This window comes from Arthrobacter sp. MMS24-T111 (assembly GCF_054888995.1).
In genome coordinates this window covers 1,745,432-1,762,224 of record NZ_JBTZRO010000001.1, presented here as the reverse complement: position 1 = coordinate 1,762,224, position 16,793 = coordinate 1,745,432, and the positions used below count along the sequence as shown (strand labels likewise).

At 68.3% G+C, this 16,793-nt stretch carries 13 protein-coding genes; 10 read left to right on the top strand and 3 right to left on the bottom strand.

From position 1 onward, the window contains the following. Nucleotides 1–111: 111 nt before the first annotated feature. The 4 genes from ACX5I6_RS08240 to ACX5I6_RS08225 are packed head-to-tail and all read left to right on the top strand — an operon-like array spanning nt 112 to nt 6,003. On the top strand, nt 112–1,707 hold the full coding sequence (locus ACX5I6_RS08240; RefSeq protein WP_285247375.1) for a PucR family transcriptional regulator: 1,596 nt from the start codon (nt 112–114) through the stop codon (nt 1,705–1,707). Further along, nucleotides 1,704–2,663, top strand: coding sequence for a glutaminase (locus ACX5I6_RS08235; RefSeq protein WP_285247374.1), 960 nt, complete (start codon nt 1,704–1,706; stop codon nt 2,661–2,663). The genes ACX5I6_RS08240 and ACX5I6_RS08235 overlap by 4 nt, the downstream gene beginning before the upstream one ends. A 44-nt stretch (nt 2,664–2,707) precedes the next feature. Next, nucleotides 2,708–4,225 (top strand): amino acid permease, encoded by a 1,518-nt coding sequence (locus tag ACX5I6_RS08230; RefSeq protein WP_285247373.1) that lies wholly within the window; start codon nt 2,708–2,710, stop codon nt 4,223–4,225. 38 nt (nt 4,226–4,263) lie between these two features. Continuing rightward, complete coding sequence (locus ACX5I6_RS08225; RefSeq protein ID WP_461840136.1) at nt 4,264–6,003, top strand: thiamine pyrophosphate-dependent enzyme; 1,740 nt, start codon at nt 4,264–4,266, stop codon at nt 6,001–6,003. A gap of 99 nt (nt 6,004–6,102) precedes the next feature. Here the strand turns inward: ACX5I6_RS08225 and ACX5I6_RS08220 are convergent, their stop codons facing one another. Together ACX5I6_RS08220 and ACX5I6_RS08215 are read right to left on the bottom strand one after the other, a co-directional pair. Beyond that, nucleotides 6,103–6,882 (bottom strand): SDR family NAD(P)-dependent oxidoreductase, encoded by a 780-nt coding sequence (locus ACX5I6_RS08220; protein ID WP_461840135.1) that lies wholly within the window; start codon nt 6,880–6,882, stop codon nt 6,103–6,105. A 93-nt stretch (nt 6,883–6,975) separates the two neighbouring features. Continuing rightward, nucleotides 6,976–7,323: a hypothetical protein gene (locus ACX5I6_RS08215; RefSeq protein ID WP_285247370.1), complete on the bottom strand. Its 348-nt coding sequence runs from the start codon at nt 7,321–7,323 to the stop codon at nt 6,976–6,978. A 232-nt stretch (nt 7,324–7,555) separates the two neighbouring features. Here ACX5I6_RS08215 and ACX5I6_RS08210 point away from each other — a divergent pair, with 232 nt between their 5' ends. The 5 genes from ACX5I6_RS08210 (at nt 7,556) to ACX5I6_RS08190 (ending at nt 14,585) form a co-directional block, all read left to right on the top strand. After that, nucleotides 7,556–7,765, top strand: a complete 210-nt coding sequence (locus tag ACX5I6_RS08210; RefSeq protein WP_461841688.1) for a hypothetical protein — start codon at nt 7,556–7,558, stop codon at nt 7,763–7,765. 247 nt (nt 7,766–8,012) lie between these two features. Next, nucleotides 8,013–8,591 carry a DUF4232 domain-containing protein gene (locus ACX5I6_RS08205; RefSeq protein ID WP_461840134.1) on the top strand — a complete coding sequence of 193 codons (579 nt, stop codon included), beginning with the start codon at nt 8,013–8,015 and terminating at the stop codon, nt 8,589–8,591. Between the two features lie 99 nt (nt 8,592–8,690). Then, entirely contained in the window at nt 8,691–9,827 is a 1,137-nt protein-coding gene (locus tag ACX5I6_RS08200; RefSeq protein WP_461840133.1) for a DEAD/DEAH box helicase, read from the top strand. Next, on the top strand, nt 9,824–13,762 hold the full coding sequence (locus ACX5I6_RS08195) for a DNA glycosylase AlkZ-like family protein (RefSeq protein WP_461840132.1): 3,939 nt from the start codon (nt 9,824–9,826) through the stop codon (nt 13,760–13,762). The genes ACX5I6_RS08200 and ACX5I6_RS08195 overlap by 4 nt, the downstream gene beginning before the upstream one ends. Then, nucleotides 13,755–14,585, top strand: a complete 831-nt coding sequence (locus tag ACX5I6_RS08190) for an Fpg/Nei family DNA glycosylase (protein ID WP_285247367.1) — start codon at nt 13,755–13,757, stop codon at nt 14,583–14,585. The genes ACX5I6_RS08195 and ACX5I6_RS08190 overlap by 8 nt, the downstream gene beginning before the upstream one ends. A gap of 22 nt (nt 14,586–14,607) precedes the next feature. Here ACX5I6_RS08190 and yczE read toward each other — a convergent pair whose 3' ends face one another. Then, complete coding sequence (gene yczE / locus ACX5I6_RS08185) at nt 14,608–15,228, bottom strand: membrane protein YczE (protein ID WP_461840131.1); 621 nt, start codon at nt 15,226–15,228, stop codon at nt 14,608–14,610. 61 nt (nt 15,229–15,289) lie between these two features. Between yczE and yczR the strand changes: the two genes are divergently transcribed. Further along, nucleotides 15,290–16,768, top strand: coding sequence for a MocR-like transcription factor YczR (gene yczR, locus ACX5I6_RS08180; protein ID WP_461840130.1), 1,479 nt, complete (start codon nt 15,290–15,292; stop codon nt 16,766–16,768). Nucleotides 16,769–16,793: the final 25 nt, after the last annotated feature.

The window sequence follows — 16,793 nt, the reverse complement described above, 5'->3', positions numbered from 1 at the left end:
AAAAACGGGCCAGTTGTCTTGGAACAGATTCCATAATCCTGCCCCCTGCGGCTGGATAGCATGAGGTGACCGGACAAAGCCGTCCGGCGGGATCAACGCAAAAGGACAACCATGGCCGCGGTTACGGTGGATGACATCCTCTCGGATCTTCCCCTTGGCTTCGCCAGCCTCATCCTCCGGCCCGGCCCTTCGGCGCCGGACATCGAACGGTTCCTGATCGTCGACGCCGACGATGAGGCGGTGGACGCCGCCAAAGCCTTCGTCCTGCTCATCGGGGTCCGCGGCCGGTCCGCCCTGCCGGCCCTCCGGCGCCTCCTGGAGGATCCGCCCCCGGTGGTCGCACTGAAAGGCCGCCGGGACGACCTCGCCGAAGCGGAGGAGCTCCTGCGCGCAGCGGGGTCGGGGCTGCTGCTGGTGGATCCTGCTGCAGACTGGGACAGCCTGCTGTCGATTGCCAAGGACCGGATCCAGCCGCGCAGCTACCAGAGCGAAGTCCTGACATTGCTCGAGGAAGACCTGTTTGCGATCGCCCAGACCACGGCACGGCTCACGTCCAGCCACGTGCTCATTGAGGATGCGGCCAACAAAGTCCTTGCCTATTCCACGGTCACCAATGACATCGATGAGCTCCGGAAGGCGTCCATCCTGGCCCGCCGCGGCCCACGGAAGTACGAACTGCTCCTCAAGGACTTGGGCGCCTACCGGGAACTCCACCGCACCCGGCAACCCGTCCGCGTCCCGGCGAGGCCGCAGGACGGGCTGCGGGAGCGGGTTGCCATCGCGCTCTTTGCCGGCGAGCGGATCATGGGATACATCTGGCTGCAGGAGACCGGTGCAGGCTTCGGGCCCGACGTCGAATATGTCCTGACCGGGTCCGCTGCCCGCGTCTCGGCCGAACTGATCCGCTACCGCAACCAGCAGTCGGTCCACATGCGGGAAGACCGGATTGCGCGGATCCTGTCGGGTCCGGCAGAAGCCGCCGCCGGTGCGCACAGCGGAAAAATCCCGTCCGAAGCTCCTGCCGCGCTCATCCTGATGGGCATGTCCGACGCCGATTCGCGGGCCGACGACGCCGCCCTCAAGCACGGCGAACTGGCCAACCTCGCCTCCATCCACGCGGCCGCGTACAAGGCTTCCGCCGTCGTGGGCCAGTTCAACGGTGACACGGCCATCATCGTCCCGGACCTGCAGTCCAGCACCGCGGAGCCGGGGCTTCGGTCCCTGGCCGAGGCAATCGTCCGGGACGCCCGGAAACACCTCGGCATCACCCCGTTCGCCGCCGTCGGCCCCCTGGTGCCGGACCTGCTGTCCCTCCACACGGTGACCCGTGTAACGGAGGCGCTGCTGGCCTGCGTGGGCACCGCAGAACCCGGCACCGTGGCGGGAGTGGCCGATTTCGAAGCGGAAATCCTGTACCGCGAGGCGGTCCGCAACTTCCAGGCCTCGCCCTTCCGGCACCGCAGCCTGGCCGCCCTCCTGCAGGAGGACGCCGAGCTCGCCGCCACCCTCCGCGCCTACTTCGACGCCGCCTTCGACGTCGCCGAGTGCGCCAGGAGCATGAACCTCCACAAGAACACCGTCTACTACCGGGTGGCCAAGGCCGCCCGGGTGACCGGCATCAACTTCGGCAGTCCCCGGGACTCACTGGTGGCACTGCTCCATCTCCAGGAGTGGGCTGCCTCCAACAACACTTCAGGCAGGAAATGACCACGACACTCAGCGCACCGCCCCTGGACATCCTCCTCGAGGAAATCGTCCGGGAGCACCGGCCCCGGAAGGAAGCCGGTGCCGTACCCGGCAACATCCCAGTCCTGGCCGCCGTTCCCTTCAACCGTTTTGGCATCGCCGTTGCCACCACCTCCGGCAAGGTCTTCAGCTCCGGCGACGCGGACGTCCCGTTCTCCATCCAGAGCATCTCCAAGGTGTTCACCCTGGCCATGGCGCTGCAGGGCGGCCGGTCCGGCATGCTGTGGTCACGGGTGCTGCGCGAACCATCCGGAACAGCTTTCAACTCGCTGGTCCAGCTCGAAGCCGAGCACGGCATCCCGCGCAATCCCTTTATCAACGCCGGCGCCCTGGTGGTCACGGACCACCTGATGGAAGAGACGTCCGACGCCGTCGGGCACCTCCTGCAGTTCCTCACCCGGCAGGCGGGTACCGGAGGACAACCAGGCCGGGAGGGGGGTCCGGCACCGTACATTGACGAGGCCGCTGCTGCCGGTGAACTGGCCGGCAGCAGCCGCAACCTGGCCCTGGCCCACTTCCTGAAGGACTTCGGCAACCTCACCCAGCCGGCCGCGGCAGTGGTGGAGAACTACGTCCGCCAGTGCTCCATCATGATGACCTGCGTCCAGCTGGCCAAGGCGGGCCTGTTCCTTGCCAACGACGGCCAGGGAGCCCCGGGGGCCGTGTTGTCCCCGAGCGAGGCCAAGCGGATCGGTTCCATCATGCTGACCTGCGGCATGTATGACGCCGCCGGCGAGTTCGCGTACCGCGTGGGCCTGCCCGGCAAAAGCGGAGTGGGCGGCGGCATCCTGGTCATCGTCCCGGGCCAGTGCGCCATCTGCGTCTGGAGCCCCCGCTTGGACGCCAAAGGCAATTCCCTCGCGGGCACGGCGGCCCTGGCCGACCTCTCCGACCGCACCGGCTGGTCAGTCTTCTAAGTTCCCCAACCAACAAGATCTTTTCCGGATCGAAAGGAATCCCCATGCCCAACAACCCCAATGACGAGGTTGAGCCGGACCATTTGATTGATGGTGGTCACGCGCATGCGTCTGAGACTTCCCTGCACGCGGAGGACAAGGGTTACCACAAGAACCTCAAGCCGCGGCAGATCCAGATGATCGCGATCGGCGGTGCGATCGGTACCGGCCTGTTCCTGGGTGCCGGCGGCCGCCTGAACGCCGCGGGCCCGTCCCTGGTCATCGCGTACGCGGTCTGCGGGTTCTTCGCGTTCCTGATCCTCCGCGCCCTGGGCGAACTGGTCCTGCACCGCCCCTCCTCAGGCTCCTTCGTCTCCTACGCCCGCGAATTCTTCGGCGAGAAAGCCGCGTTCGTCTCCGGCTGGTTCTACTGGATCAACTGGGCCACCACCACCATCGTGGACATCACCGCCGCCGCCCTCTACATGCACTTCTTCGGCAACTACATCCCCTGGATGGCCGAGGTCCCGCAGTGGGCCTGGGCCCTGACCGCCCTCGTCGTCGTCCTCGCCCTGAACCTCGTCTCCGTGAAAGTCTTCGGCGAAATGGAATTCTGGTTCGCCCTGATCAAAGTCGCCGCCCTCGTCGCCTTCCTGATCATCGGCACCTACTTCGTCATCTTCGGCACCCCCGTAACCGGGCAGCAAGTCGGCATCAGCCTCCTCTCCGACCACGGCGGGATCTTCCCCACCGGCCTGCTCCCCATGATCATCCTCATGCAAGGCGTCCTCTTCGCCTACGCCTCCATCGAACTCGTCGGCACCGCCGCCGGCGAAACCGAAAACCCCGAAAAAATCATGCCCAAAGCCATCAACTCCGTGGTCTTCCGCATCGCCGTGTTCTACGTCGGCTCCGTCATCCTCCTCGCCCTCCTGCTCCCCTACACCACCTACCAAAAAGGCGTCAGCCCCTTCGTGACGTTCTTCGGCTCCATCGGCGTCCAAGGCGTAGACGTCATCATGAACCTCGTCGTCCTCACCGCCGCCCTGTCCTCCCTGAACGCCGGGCTCTACTCCACCGGCCGGATCCTGCGCTCCATGTCCGTCAACGGCTCCGCCCCCCGCTTCGCCTCCCGCATGAACAAAGCAGGCGTCCCCTACGGCGGCATCGCCATCACCGCCACCGTCTCCCTCCTCGGCGTCCCCCTGAACTACCTCGTCCCCGCCGACGCCTTCGAAATCGTCCTCAACATCGCCTCCGTCGGCATCATCATGACCTGGGCCACCATTGTCCTGTGCCAAATCCAACTCAAACGCTGGGCCGACAAAGGCTGGGTCCAACGCCCCACCTTCCGCATGTTCGGCGCCCCCTACACCGGCTACCTCTCCCTCCTGTTCCTCATCGGCGTCCTCGTCATGGTCTTCATCGACTCACCCCTGACCATGCTCGTCACCGCCATCGCCTCCATCCTCATGACCGCCGGCTGGTACGCCTGCCGCACCCGCATCCGCCACATCGCCGAAACCCGCGACGGCTACACCGGCACCTCCCCCGTCATCGCCAACCGGACACCCATCACCTGACCCGGACCTTCCGCCACCCTTCGAACCAAAGAAAGAACATGACTCCAGAGCCGCAGCCCTCCCTGACCGCATCCCGTTCCCAGCCCGCCGCCGTCGTCGATGACCCGCAGGACCTCCGCCCAAACGTGCCGGAGAACGCGCAGCCAACCCTGAAGTCCGCCGGGCATGTCATTGTCGATTCCCTGGTGGCGCATGGCGTGGAGCGCACCTACGTTGTTCCCGGCGAGAGCTTCCTTGACGTGCTGGACGGCCTGCACGGGTCCGCCATCGAAACCATCGTCTGCCGCCATGAGGGCGGCGCCGCCTACATGGCCGAGGCCGACGGCAAGATGAACCAGCGTCCCGGGGTGGCGATGGTGACCCGCGGGCCGGGCGCCGCCAACGCCCATGTGGGACTGCACACCGCCTGGCAGGACTCCACCCCCATGCTGCTCTTCGTAGGGCTCATCCCGTTTGCGCACCGGGACCGCGAGGCGTTCCAGGAGTTCGATATCAAGTCCTGGTTCGATACCGGAGCCAAGCGGGTCATGGTCCTTGACCACCCGGAGCGGGCCTCCGAAATCGTGGCCGAAGCGATGTTCGCGGCCATGAGCGGACGGCCCGGCCCCGTGGTGGTCGGCCTGCCGGAGGACGTGATCCGGCGGCAGGTCAGCCCGGCCTTGCATCCGGCGATCCCCGTGGCAGCCGGCGGCATGGGCAGCACGGATTCCGCAGCCCTTGAAGCCGCCCTGGCCAGGTCCAGCAAGCCGCTGTTCGTCACTGGCGGCAACGACTGGACCCAGGAAGCCGCCCTCCAGCTCACCGGGTGGCTGGAACGGCACCACATCCCGGCCGCTGCCGAGTGGCGGACCCAGGGAACAGTTCCCTTCGATTCGCCGTCCTACGTGGGCCCTATCGGGTACGGCCGCCCCCGGCCTACCTACGACCTGTTGGAGGAAACCGACCTGCTGGTCTTTGTGGGCACGGTCCCAGGCGATGTCATTACTGATGGCTTCGTCTGCCGGCAGGACTGGACCAAGGAGAACTTCCTGGTCACGGTGGACCCGTCGCTGCGCGGACGGTCCGGCCCGGTTTCCCGGCAAATCCTGGCCAAACCGGAGGCCTTCGTGCGAGACCTCCAGGGCGTCACCCTGCCGGTCAAGGACGAGTGGCGTGACTGGACGGCCCGGATGCGGGCGGAACAGGAACGCTTCGCCGCGCTGCCACCCGCTGCCCCGGGGGCCGGACAGGCCAGGATGGACACCCTGATGGCCAACCTGGTGCCCCGGCTTACCGAGGACGCCGTGGTGACCTTCGGGGCCGGCGAACATACCAACTGGGCGCACCGGTACTTCCCCACCCGCCGCTATGCGTCCATGCTCAGTGCCCGCAACGGCTCCATGGGGTACTCCATCCCGTCCGCCATTGCCGCATCGCTGGCCGAGCCGCACCGGCGCGTCGTGACCATCGCGGGGGACGGCGAATTCCTCATGAACGGCCAGGAATTGGCAACCGCCGCCCAGTATGGCGCCACACCCCTGGTGGTGGTCATGGACAACCAGGAGTACGGCACCATCCGCACGCACCAGGAACGGCATTACCCGCAGCGGGTCTCCGGCACCCAACTCAAGAACCCGGACTTCGGGTTGATGGCCACGGCGTTCGGTGGCTTCGGCATCACGGTCACGGATGACCGCGACGTGCCGGCGGCCCTGGACGCCGCCTTGGCCGCCATCGACCGGGACCGCACGTTCGCGCTGATCCACCTCGTGGTGGACCAGCGCGTCAAGGCGTACTAGGCAGCACCTCTGGGTGCTGCCCTGGTGGGCGGACGACGACGGGCCGCACCCGGCGTCGTCCGCTTGGCTTTAAGGGCCTGCCGACGGCGGTGCTGCCCGCTACAGTGCCGACCATCCGCCGTCGGAAGCGAGCACGACGCCGTTGACGTTCGTGCCGTCGTCGCTGAGCAGGAAGGTGATGGACGCGGCGAGCTGCGCAGCGGTGGCGGGTGTCGGGATGTTCGCCTGCATCAGCGGACCCAGCCGCCCTGCCGCCAGCTCCGAGCCCCAGTTCGCCTCGATATTGGTGATGGTGGCGCCCGGCGCCACGGTGTTGAAGCGCAGCCCCAACGGCCCGTACATGACGGCCGAGTTCCTGGTGAGGCCCACCACTGCATGCTTGGAGGCCGTGTAGGCCGCACCCGCGGCGGAACCCCGCAGCCCGGCCTCCGAGGAGACATTGACCACGGAGCCGGTGCCCGCCTCCAGCATCAGCGGCACCACCGCACGGGTGAGCCGCATCAGCGCGGTGACGTTGATCCGGAAGACCCGCTCCCAGACCTCGTCGTCCACCTCGTGGATGGGGGCGAAATTGTCCATGATGCCGGCAACGTTGGCCAGCGCATCCACCCTGCCGCCGGCAGCCGCCACCACTGCCGCCACAGCCTCTTCGGTGGAGATGTCACCGGTAACGGCAACCAGGTCCAGGCCGGGGTTCCCGGCTGCAAGGCCATCCAGCCGTTCCTTGCTTATGTCCGCCGCGATCACGCGGCCGCCCTCCTTGGCGACGCGCAGCGCGGTTGCCTGACCGATGCCCGAGCCTGCACCGGTGACAATGACGGTCCTGCCGGCGAACCGGCCCGCGGTAGTGGTTTCCTGCCATGCAGCTTCGTTGCCCATGATGTTCCTTCCAACAGAGATATGGTGCACTGGCGTCCCAAACACTGATGGCCGGCATCGAAAACGATGCCGGCCATCAGCCAGGTTTCCGGGCTACAGCCGGTCTGTCCGGTCTTCGCCGCCCTTGTGGCCGGTCCCGCGGAGGTTCTCTTGGACCTTGCCGAACAAATCCTTGATGGTGGATTCGGCGTTGGTGATGACGTCCACGGGAACGAAGACCTCGTGGGCAGCCGGCAGGTCGTACTCATCCTTCAGGTGCGTGCCGTTTCCCACCCCTGCCAGGGAGATGTAGACCATGGCTTCCGTCCGCGCGATTCCTGCGAGCTTACCGAAGACCACCGTGAATTCATTCGGCTGGAAGCTGATTGTCTGCCCGATGTGGCTGCGGCCCAGTTCACCGGCTGTGACTGCCTTTTCCGACTGGCTTCCGGTGTAGTCCATGAACTTCTCCTTCGATCGCCGACGCTTACGCAGGCAGTCTAACCCCGCCCTTCCCCGTGGCACACGGGCCTTCCGGACCCCTGCACCGAGCCGCTGGAGGCCTGCACAAAGAAGAAGCGTGGGGCGTGGTCACTCCTCCATTGAGTTGGGCGGCAGCGTCCCTGTTTGATGGCTTCATTGGGCGGCAGTTGCCGCCGCAACCACGCCGTGCAAAGGAATAACCGTGACTTCAATGACGAGCCGCGTAAAAAGCCCTGTCCGCTGGGACCCGGTCGAGACCGGCGACCTGGTGGAACTCCGCAGGAACGGCCGCGTGGCCTTCAGCGGCGTGGTGGATGACAGGACGGACGACGGCAGCATCGTGTGGGTGACCGCGCCCGCCGGGGGCCGCCGGCTGTTCCACATCGCCGACGGCCTGGACCTGGCAGGGGTGCCGGCATGACGGAGTGCCCCGAGGACTGCCCGTACTGCACCGGACCGGAGACAGACTGAGGATGCCGGATGCCGTCCCGCGGGAGCCCTCCAGTGACCGGATCATCACGATCCGGGCATCAAATTGCCGCCAAGGCAGGTGGCATCGTTGACGCGGGCAACCGGTACGGCGAAGGTGGTGCCATGAGGTCTCAGATAATTTCCCAGGCGATTGCCCTGACGACGGCGGCAGCAGCGGCAACGCTGTTGCTCACCGCGTGCGCTCCAAGCCAGCCGCAGTCCCAAACGACGACGACACCCGCGACCGGGCAGGCCAGCCAGTCGCCCACGTCGTCGGCATCCCCGGCCCCGCCGTCGTCCTCCGCACCTGCCACAACGCCGGAATCCCCGCCCCCGGCACCAGCGCCGCCGGAGCACCTGCCCTGTGCAAGGCGGCCGGACTCACGGCAGCCACCGATGCCTCCGGCGGTGGCGCGGCGGGCAGCGTCTACATGAAGCTCAACCTCACCAACAAGGGAACCGAACCCTGCATCCTCAAGGGGTTCGCCGGCGTCTCCCTGGTTGCGGACGCCGCAGGGGCCCCGATCGGAGCCCCGGCCACGCGCGACGACTCCGCGGGAGTGGTTGACGTCCTGCTGGCCCCCGGCCAGACCGGCACCGCGGTACTGCGCTACACGCAGGCCGGCAACTACATGGACTGCTCGCCGGTGGATGCCGCCGGCTACCGGGTCTACCCGCCCGAGGACACCGACTCCCTGTTCCTCCCGCAGCCCACCAAGGCCTGCAGCAACGCGCAAATCACGTTGCTCTCCATCGGGGCGTTCCAACCGGCCTGACCGCGCACGGCCCGGCGGCCCTGGCCGCGGTCCGGCATCCACGCCGGGTCGCGGCGGGCGTCGAAACCCGGTGTCGGTGCCTTGGGGCATGATGGAGGCATGAACCAGGAACAGCGTCCTGCCGGCAGCGCTTCCGGCTCCGCTGCGCCCATGGCCCAGTTCAGCCGCGCCACCCGGGACTGGTTCCTGGGCGCCTTTTCCGAACCAACACCGGCCCAGGCCGGGGCCTGGACTGCCATCTCGTCAGGTTCCCACGCACTGGTGGTGGCACCCACCGGGTCCGGCAAGACCCTCGCCGCCTTCCTGTGGGCCCTGGACCGCCTCCTCGGAACAGCCCCGGTGCCCCCCGATCCCGCAGCGGAAACCCCGGCCAAAGGAAAGCGGTCCCGGGCACCCAAACGCAAAACGCGCGTCCTCTACATTTCGCCCCTCAAGGCGTTGGGCGTTGACGTTGAACGCAACCTCCGCTCGCCGCTGATCGGCATCACGCAAACGGCCAAGCGGCTGGGGCTCCCGGCACCGCTGATCACCGTGGGCGTCCGGTCCGGGGATACCCCCACAGCAGACCGCCGGGCCCTGCTCAGCAACCCCCCGGACATCCTCATCACCACCCCCGAATCGCTGTTCCTCATGCTCACCTCCAGGGCCCGCGAAACCCTCACCGAGGTGGACACCATCATCATCGACGAGGTCCATGCCGTGGCCGGAACCAAGCGCGGCGCCCACCTTGCGGTGTCCCTGGAGCGGCTCGATGCGCTGCTGCCCAAACCTGCGCAACGCATCGGGCTTTCCGCCACCGTGGAGCCGCGGGAACTCGTGGCGCAGTTCCTGGCCGGTTCGGCCCCCGTGGAGATCGTCGCGCCGCCGGCCAGCAAGAACTGGGACCTCACGGTGTCGGTGCCGGTGGAGGATATGTCGGACCTGCAGGGCGCTGCGGGGGCGTTCGACTCCGGGCCCGCTTCCGGCCTGCAGCCGCAGGCATCCATCTGGCCCCATGTGGAGGAAAAGATTGTTGACCTGGTGCTGGCTAACCAGTCCACCATCGTCTTCGCGAATTCCCGGCGCCTCGCCGAACGCCTCACCGCCCGGCTCAACGAAATCTACGCCGAACGCCAACTGGTGGCCGTGGGCGGCGGCTGGGACGACGCCGCTCCGGAAGGGCTCGACGCCGCGCCGGGCACCCCGGGGGACCGTCGTCGGGCCTTCCCGCTTCAACGGCCACACCCGCGCACATGATGGCGCAAGCGGGCAGTTCCGCCGGCGCGGATCCGGTACTGGCGCGGGCGCACCATGGTTCCGTTTCCAAGGACCAGAGGGCATTGATCGAGGACGATCTTAAATCCGGGCGGCTGCGGTGCGTGGTGGCCACGTCCTCACTGGAACTTGGCATCGATATGGGCGCCGTGGACCTGGTGGTCCAGGTGGAATCGCCCCCGTCGGTGGCCAGCGGCCTGCAGCGGGTGGGCCGTGCGGGCCACCAGGTGGGCGAGGTCTCCCAAGGCGTCCTGTTCCCCAAGCACCGGGCGGACCTGGTCCACACGGCCATCACCGTGGAACGGATGCTGGATGGGAAGATCGAGCGGCTGGCCATCCCGGCCAACCCGCTGGACATCCTGGCCCAGCAGACGGTGGCGGCAACGGCCCTTGGGAGCATCGACGTGGAGGAATGGTTCAGCACCGTGCGCCGTTCCGCTCCCTTCGCGTCCCTCCCCCGCTCCGCGTTCGAGGCCACCCTCGACCTGCTGGCGGGACGGTACCCGTCCGACGAATTCGCCGAGCTCCGCCCGAGGATCATCTGGGACCGGAATGCCGGCACCATCGAGGGCCGTCCCGGCGCGCAACGTCTGGCCGTCACGTCCGGCGGCACCATCCCGGACCGCGGACTGTTCGGCGTCTACATCATCGGCACCGAGGCGGAAGGCTCGGCGTCCCCGGCCGAGGACGGAAAACCGGCGCGTGGGCCCAAGGGTGGCCGGCGCGTGGGCGAACTCGACGAGGAAATGGTCTACGAGTCGCGGGTGGGCGATGTCTTTGCCCTCGGCGCCACCAGCTGGAAGATCGAGGACATCACCCACGACCGCGTCCTGGTCTCCCCCGCGTTCGGCCAGCCAGGCAAGCTGCCGTTCTGGAAGGGCGACTCCCTGGGGCGCCCGGTGGACCTGGGCCGCGCCCTGGGCGCGTTCGTCCGCGAACTGTCCGCGTCCGATCCCGGCCCGGCCACCGAACGGTGCAAAGCCAGCGGCCTGGACGACTTCGCCGCCAACAACCTCATCCAGTACCTCAGCGAGCAGAAGCAGGCCACCGAGGTGGTCCCCAGCGACACCACGCTTGTGGTGGAGCGGTTCCACGACGAACTGGGCGACTGGCGCGTGATCCTGCACAGCCCGTTCGGCATGCCCGTCCATGCGCCATGGGCCCTCGCGGTGGGGCAGCGGCTTCACCAGCGGTATGGGCTGGACGGCTCGGCCATGGCGGCCGACGACGGCATCGTCCTGCGGGTGCCCATGATGGAAGACGAGCCGCCGGGCGCCGAACTGTTCCTCTTCGACCCGGAGGAACTGGAGCAGATCGTCACCGCCGAGGTGGGCGGCAGCGCCCTCTTCGCCTCGCGTTTCCGCGAGTGTGCGGCCCGCGCGCTGCTGCTGCCCCGGCAGACCCCCGGGAAGCGGCAGCCGCTCTGGCAGCAGCGCCAACGGTCCGCCCAGCTGCTGGACGTGGCCAGGAAGTACCCCACGTTCCCCATCGTGCTCGAAACGGTCCGCGAATGCCTGCAGGACGTCTACGATCTGCCGGCGTTGAAGGACATCGCCGCCTCCGTCGAAAGGCGCGAGCTGCGGATTGTGGAGACCACCACCCAACAGCCCTCGCCATTCGCCAAGTCCCTGCTTTTCGGTTACGTCGCCCAGTTCCTCTACGAGGGCGATTCCCCGCTCGCGGAACGCCGGGCCGCGGCCCTGGCCCTGGACTCCACGCTGCTCAACGAACTGCTGGGCCGGGTGGAGCTGCGCGAACTCCTGGACGCCAAGGTCATTGAGGCCACCGAACGCGAACTGCAACGGCTGACCCCGGACCGGCGTGCGCGGGGCATGGAGGGAGTGGCCGATCTCCTGCGGCTGCTGGGCCCGCTCGCGCCGGAAGAGGCAGCCGCGCGGTTGCAGGGCACGGGCCCGGCGGTTGAGTCTGCCGAGACCACCGCGGCAGTTGGGGGCGCCGAAACCTCTCCGGAGGTTGAGGCCGCCGAAACCGGGCAGCCCGACACCCCCGCCACCATCGCCGACGCGGCCGCCCACCTTGCCGCGCTCCAGCGCGCCAATCGCGCCATCAAGGTCAACATCGGCGGGTTTGAGCGGTTCGCCGCCGTCGAGGATGCCGCACGCCTCCGCGATGCCATTGGCGTGCCGCTGCCCATGGGTGTGCCATTGGCCTTCATCGAGCCCGTTGCCGATCCGCTGGGCGACCTCGTGTCCCGGTATGCCCGGACGCATGGTCCCTTCACCGCAGCCGAAGCCGCCACCAGGCTGGGCCTGGGCGTTGCCGTGGTGGGCACGGCGCTGAAACGCCTGGCAGCGGACGGACGCGTCGTGGAAGGGGAATTCCGGCCCCACGTCACCCCGCCCGAGGCCCCACCACTGGAGCCGGCCGGGCACGAATCCGGGCCGGGGGATCAAAGCCGGCCGGCTGGTCAACCGGCACCATCGGGCAGTTCCGCACCTGACGGCCAGCAGGCGGTTGCAAGCGAATGGTGCGACGCCGAGGTGCTGCGCAAGCTCCGCCGCCGCTCCCTGGCCGCGCTCCGCGCCGAAGTGGAACCGGTGGACGCCGCAGCCTATGGGCGCTTCCTGCCGTCCTGGCAGCATGTCAGGGCCCCCGGCGGCGGGCGCGGCCAACCCTCCCTGCGCGGCCTGGACGGCATCATCACCGCCATCGACCAGCTCTCCGGGGTCCCCGTTCCCGCCTCGGCCTGGGAGCCACTGGTCCTGGCAAGCCGGGTATCCAACTACCAGCCCGCCATGCTGGATGAACTCATGGCGGCAGGTGAGGTCCTGTGGTCGGGCGCCGGATCATTGCCGGGAAACGACGGCTGGATCAGCCTCCACCTCGCTGATTCCGCGGAGTTGACGCTCAATCCTGCCCCTGACTTCGAGCCCGGGGATGCCGGCCGGCGCCTCCTGGACCACCTGCGGAACAACGGCGGCGGCTACTTCTTCCGGCAGCTCACCGAAGTGGCTGGCGGCATGGATGCCGTCCTCAGCGACCAGGAGGTGGTCACCGCGCTGTGGGAACTCGCATGGGCCGGCAGGATTACCGGCGACACATTCGCCCCGGTCCGGTCCCTGATCGCCGGCGGACATACAGCGCACCGGCAGGTGGCCCGTGCCCCGCGCGCCCGGGCACCGCGGTTGAGCCGGCTGGGCCGCTCCCACGGCACCGGCCTGATGGGCTCCCCCGGGCTGGCCGGCGGCCGGTACGGAGCGCAGGGCGCTTCAACGCCTCCTACGGCAGCCGGGCGCTGGTCCGCCCTTCCCGAGCCCGAACTCGATGCCACCATCCACGCCCGCGCCACCGCGGAACTCCTGCTGGACCGCTATGGCGTGGTCACCAGGGGCTCGGTCATGGCCGAACAAATCCTCGGCGGCTTCGGGCTCATGTACAAGGTGCTGGCGCGGCTGGAGGAGGCCGGCCGGTGCCGGCGCGGCTACTTCATCGAACACCTCGGCGCCGCCCAGTTCGCCGTTCCCGCCACCGTGGACCGGCTCCGTTCCTACTCGGAGGACACACAACTGGCCAAGGCGGAACCGGTGGCCCTGGCCCTTGCAGCCACTGATCCCGCCAACCCTTTCGGCGCCGCACTCCCCTGGCCCGCACTGCGGGACGACGCCGGTACCGGGCACCGTCCCGGGCGGAAGGCGGGTGCGCTGGTAGTGCTGGTGGATGGTGCGCTGGTGCTGTACGTGGAACGCGGTGGCAAGACCCTTTTGGCATTCAGCGATGACGCCGCCGTCCTGGCGGCTGCCGGCGCTGCCCTGGTGGGGGTGGTCACCCGGGGAGCCGTGGACAAACTGATCATGGAGAAGGTGAACGGGCAGGGAATCCTGGATACCCCCGTTGCCGCGGCCCTCAGCGCCGCGGGCGCCTACTCCACGCCAAAGGGATTGAGGATCCGTGCCTGAGGGGGATTCCGTCTGGCGGGCGGCCCGTCAACTGCACCAGGCCCTGGCGGGGCAGGCGCTGCTTGCCTCGGATTTTCGTGTGCCGCGGTTTGCCACGCTGAACCTTGCAGGGTGGACCGTCGAGGAGGTGGTCCCGCGCGGCAAGCACCTGCTGATGCGGGTGCTGGGCCCGGAGGACAAGCGGCTGACCATCCACTCACACCTGAAAATGGAAGGGGCCTGGCAGGTCTACCCGCCGGGCGGACGGTGGCGGAAGCCCGGATTCACCGCCCGGTGCGTACTGCGGACGGCCGCTGCGGACGCCGTCGGCTTCTCCCTGGGAATCCTGGAAGTGGTGGCCACGGCCAACGAGGACTCCGTCGTGGGATTCCTGGGTCCGGACCTCCTGGGCCCGGACTGGGACCTGGATGAAGCCGAACGCCGTGTCCGGTCCCGCCCGGAGGTACCGATCGGCGTGGCGTTGCTGGACCAACGGAATCTCGCGGGCATCGGCAACATCTACCGCTGCGAGGCGTGCTTCCTGTCGGGGGTGCATCCCGCCACGCCCGTGGCCGACGTCGCGGACGTGCGGACCATGATGACCGACGCAAAGCAGTTGTTAGAGGCCAACCTGGGACCGGGCCGCCGCGTTACGGTCCTCAATGCCCGGGGCCTTCCTGTAGGCAGGATGGCCGGCAGGCCCGGCTATTGGGTGTACGGCGGGGAACGACGGCCGTGCCTCAAGTGTGGAACGCCCATCCAGCGCGGCCTCCTGGGCAAGCCCAACGGCGAGGAGGAGCGGGACATCTACTTCTGCCCCCAGTGCCAGCCGGTGCCTGACTGACAGCAGCTGGCCTGGCGGGGACTCAGCAATTGGCGGGAGCCGGCTTGCTTGCCGCTTTCGGCGGTGCCGCAGGAACCATGAAGCGCGGCAGCAGGACATGGACCAAGGGGCCGATGGCCAAGGCATAAACCACGGTGCCCACGCCCACGGAGCCGCCGAGCAGCCACCCGATGGCCAGCACGGTCACCTCAATGAGGGTGCGGGACAGCCGGACCGACCAGCCGGTCCGGCGGGCCAGTCCGGTCATCAGACCATCCCGCGCGCCGGGCCCGAAACGTGCCCCGATGTAGCAGGCGGAGGCGATGCCGTTCAGCACGATGGCCCCGCCGAGGAGGCCGATTTGGCCGGCCAGGAGGGAAACCGGCGGGATCAACGCCAGTCCAATGTCCGCGAACACTCCCACAAGCACCGCGTTGCACAGCGTGCCGAAGCCTGGCCGCTGCCGCAACGGAATCCACAGGAGCAGCACCAGGAAGCTCACCACGATAACCACCACCCCGATGCTCAAACCGGTCCGGTTGGCCACGCCCTGGTGGAACACATCCCAGGGGTCCAGGCCCAGGCCGGCACGGATGAACATGGCCAGCGAAATGCCGTACATGGCCAGGCCGGTGAAGAGTTGGAGGAGTCTGCGGGTCATCATGTAAACAACCATTCCACGCAACTGGCATTGGAATACATAGCCAGTTTGAGATACTGGCTCTATGGCTGTCCTCACTCCCCAGGCTTTGTCCCGCCTCCTCGGCCCGTGGAACAGCGGCACGGGGCCGGCTTACCGCGAGCTGGCGGACGTAGTACGGCTCCTGATCCTGGACGGCCGGATTGCCCTGGATACCGCACTGCCCAGCGAGCGCTCGCTCAGCTCCGTCCTCGGGGTCAGCCGGACAACCGTTACGGCGGCGTATGCCACCCTCCGGGACCAGGGCTTCCTGAGCACCGGCCAAGGCAGCCGGGGCAAGACCCGCATCCCCGAACTGACCCCGTTCGGGCCGGCGCTATTTGGCCCGCAACCCCAATCCGCGTCCCCGCTGGCGGCACCGGGCCTGACCGCCCCCGAAGGGCTGATCGATTTGGCCTATTCCGCACTGCCCGCCAGCGGCGAAGTGGTGCACCGGGCTTTTGCCGCAGCGCTGACGGAGCTGCCGGCCCTGTTGCCGGGGTTTGGCTACGACGCCTTGGGGCTGCTGCCGTTGCGCCAGGCAGTTGCGGACCGGTACACAGCTGCCGGTGTGCCGACACAGCCGGGGCAGATCATGGTTACGTCCGGAGCCCAGCACGCCTTGACCATCATCATCCGGACCCTGGCCGACCGGCAGGACAGGATCCTGGTGGAGCACCCCAGCTATCCCCACGCGCTGGATGCCATCCGTTCGGCACGCTGCCGCCCCGTCCCGGTGGCCTTCGCCGAGTCCGGCTGGGACCTGCCGGCCCTCGAATCGGCCCTGGTCCAGCAGCGGCCCAAGCTCGCCTACCTCGTGCCGGACTTCCACAACCCCACAGGGATGATCATGCCCGACGAACAACGGCGCCTGCTGGCCCGCGCGGCGGCCGCATCCGGAACAGTGCTGGTGGCGGATGAAACGCTGCGTGACCTCAACCTCGACGGCATCGCCACCACCCCGCTGGCCGGCTTCGGCAGCGGAATCGTATCGATCGGCTCGCTGAGCAAGTCGCATTGGGGCGGCCTGCGCACCGGGTGGATCCGAGCCTCCGAAACGATGATCCAGCGCTTCGCCGCCGCGCGCACCACGCTGGACCTGGGCGGCCCCGTCATGGAGCAGCTGGCCGCAGCCCACCTGGTGCGGGCACTTGAGGAGCCGCTGCCCGCACTGTTGCACACGCTGCGGGGCAACCGCTCAACCCTGCTCGGCCTGCTCGCGGAACACTTGCCCACCTGGCAGACGACTCCTCCCGCCGGGGGCCTCTCCGTCTGGTGCAGGCTTCCCGCCCCCATCAGCACGGCCCTCACGGTCCTGGCGCCGGAATTCGGCATCAGGCTCGCGGCCGGCCCCAGGTTCGGGATCGGCGGCGCCTTTGAACGCAACCTGCGCCTGCCCTTCACGCTCGCACCGGACAAACTGGAGGCGGCGGTACTGGGACTCCGCGCCGCCCAGGACCGGCTGGACGCCGCTCCCCAGCTGCGCCGGTCACTGATCCACGCCCCCGCCGTCGCCATCGCCTGATCCGGCCACCGTCGCCTGACCCGGT

Bases quoted from the DNA above. Each gene is read 5' to 3' on its own strand.
- ACX5I6_RS08225 (WP_461840136.1), top strand. From the start codon at position 4,264: ATGACTCCAGAGCCGCAGCCCTCCCTGACCGCATCCCGTTCCCAGCCC.
- ACX5I6_RS08235 (WP_285247374.1), top strand. From the start codon at position 1,704: ATGACCACGACACTCAGCGCACCGCCCCTGGACATCCTCCTCGAGGAA.
- ACX5I6_RS08220 (WP_461840135.1), bottom strand. From the start codon at position 6,882: ATGGGCAACGAAGCTGCATGGCAGGAAACCACTACCGCGGGCCGGTTC.
- ACX5I6_RS08230 (WP_285247373.1), top strand. From the start codon at position 2,708: ATGCCCAACAACCCCAATGACGAGGTTGAGCCGGACCATTTGATTGAT.
- yczE (WP_461840131.1), bottom strand. From the start codon at position 15,228: ATGATGACCCGCAGACTCCTCCAACTCTTCACCGGCCTGGCCATGTAC.
- ACX5I6_RS08215 (WP_285247370.1), bottom strand. From the start codon at position 7,323: ATGGACTACACCGGAAGCCAGTCGGAAAAGGCAGTCACAGCCGGTGAA.
- ACX5I6_RS08200 (WP_461840133.1), top strand. From the start codon at position 8,691: ATGAACCAGGAACAGCGTCCTGCCGGCAGCGCTTCCGGCTCCGCTGCG.
- ACX5I6_RS08210 (WP_461841688.1), top strand. From the start codon at position 7,556: ATGACGAGCCGCGTAAAAAGCCCTGTCCGCTGGGACCCGGTCGAGACC.
- ACX5I6_RS08195 (WP_461840132.1), top strand. From the start codon at position 9,824: ATGATGGCGCAAGCGGGCAGTTCCGCCGGCGCGGATCCGGTACTGGCG.
- ACX5I6_RS08240 (WP_285247375.1), top strand. From the start codon at position 112: ATGGCCGCGGTTACGGTGGATGACATCCTCTCGGATCTTCCCCTTGGC.
- yczR (WP_461840130.1), top strand. From the start codon at position 15,290: ATGGCTGTCCTCACTCCCCAGGCTTTGTCCCGCCTCCTCGGCCCGTGG.